A 1,425-nucleotide genomic window follows, 5' to 3' on the forward strand; every position below is an offset into this window, starting at 1 on the left:
TCCTAAAATTATTCCAAATCACTCGACCATTCTCTTTATCTGCTCGTAAACCCTGCTGTTGCAAGACTTTGTTAAAACTTGGTTGCTTTTGAACACCCCGTTTATACCCTTCAGCAACAGGAACAATATTCAAATGCAGGTGCGGACTTACTTCGTCATTATGAATAACAGCATTGTAGACGGATAAACTAGGATTCCGTTCTTTAAATTCTTTGAAATACTCAACTAAAATTTTGTTGGCAATCACTCGATTTTGTTCTGCTTGTTGTTCCGATATGCCAGTAGAAGAACCATCATCACGAGTAGTACGAAAATCATCAAGAGTACCAATTTGCACGATAAATTCTCGCTGTGGTTCCATTTTTTTATCCTTGCGAACCTTTGCTAAATAGTCCTCGATTTTTCTATCGGCTCTTTTCTGCTTTGCATTATATTTTTCTACGGCTTCACCGAATAATTCTTCATATTTTTCACGAATATTTATTTGTTCCAAATAGATATTTTCATCCGATTTTGTGAAATCAATATGCTTATGCCAGTCATTGATTTTTTGGCTATCAGTTAACTCACGATTATTATGAGAAATGCTTGTATTCTTTGTTCCCTTTTTGAACGAAATACTAAACCCCAAGGTAACCCCCTCCTTCGCGCTGTCGCTAATAAAAAGAGTGTAAACCTTTCTGTTACTCTTTGACAAAGAGTAACGTTTTTCTAATTGTGACATGGCTGTCACAATTCCAAACGCTCTCCGAGGGTTTTCGCTGTCACAAGTGACAACGAAAAAAGGAGCCGAAAGCGTGTCACGCTCTCAACTCCTTTTACGCTTTATTTTGCTTCACGCAAAATAATCGCTTATCTTAAACATTGACGTAAATTTACTCTCACTCATCTGACTTTTTTACTCGGTATCACTCCGAATAAGCCGTCAGATTCATCGGGATAATCTCGTTCGCTTGGCGCTGATTTTTCATCAGCAAGCCACTCATTATCCACTGATTTTTCGTGTTGCTGATCGTCAGAAATCGACGATAGCCACCGCTCAAAATCAGCAAAAGATTCAAACCCAAAATGCTTGCGAAGCGCCTTGCCCATTTCAGCATTTTCCTTCTCAATCAATCGCTTTTTCTGTTGGCGAAGTTTTGCCTGCTCTTTTTTCAATTTTTCTTCTTGTGCTTTAATATCAGCTAAAGTTACTCCCATGAATTACAACTCCTTACCCTTAGATTCATTCCTATAAATAACACCAATTTGATTAGTCATTTAGCGCCCTCCACAATTTCTCGTGCATTTCCGCCATATCATCAAGAATAGCACGATCCCATTCAGGGCTATGGTGTTCACCGAACACTTGAAAATAAGCATTTTCCACAGCTGCCTCAGCATTTTCCCCATCCAACCGACGATAAACAGTCACCATCATAGCCT

General features: G+C 38.9%; 1 protein-coding gene and 1 pseudogene. Both read right to left on the bottom strand.

The genetic code is table 11. The features are described from left to right. Positions 1-631 (bottom strand): plasmid recombination protein (locus GH660_RS17715; RefSeq protein WP_194266367.1); only part of this gene is annotated, 631 nt, incomplete at its 3' end. 204 nt (positions 632-835) lie between these two features. After that, a pseudogene (locus GH660_RS17720) lies at positions 836-1,200 on the bottom strand (hypothetical protein). Between the last annotated feature and the right edge of the window lie 225 nt (positions 1,201-1,425).

The sequence above is a fragment of the Dechloromonas sp. H13 genome (assembly GCF_009469615.1).
In the GTDB taxonomy this organism is placed as follows: domain Bacteria; phylum Pseudomonadota; class Gammaproteobacteria; order Burkholderiales; family Rhodocyclaceae; genus Azonexus.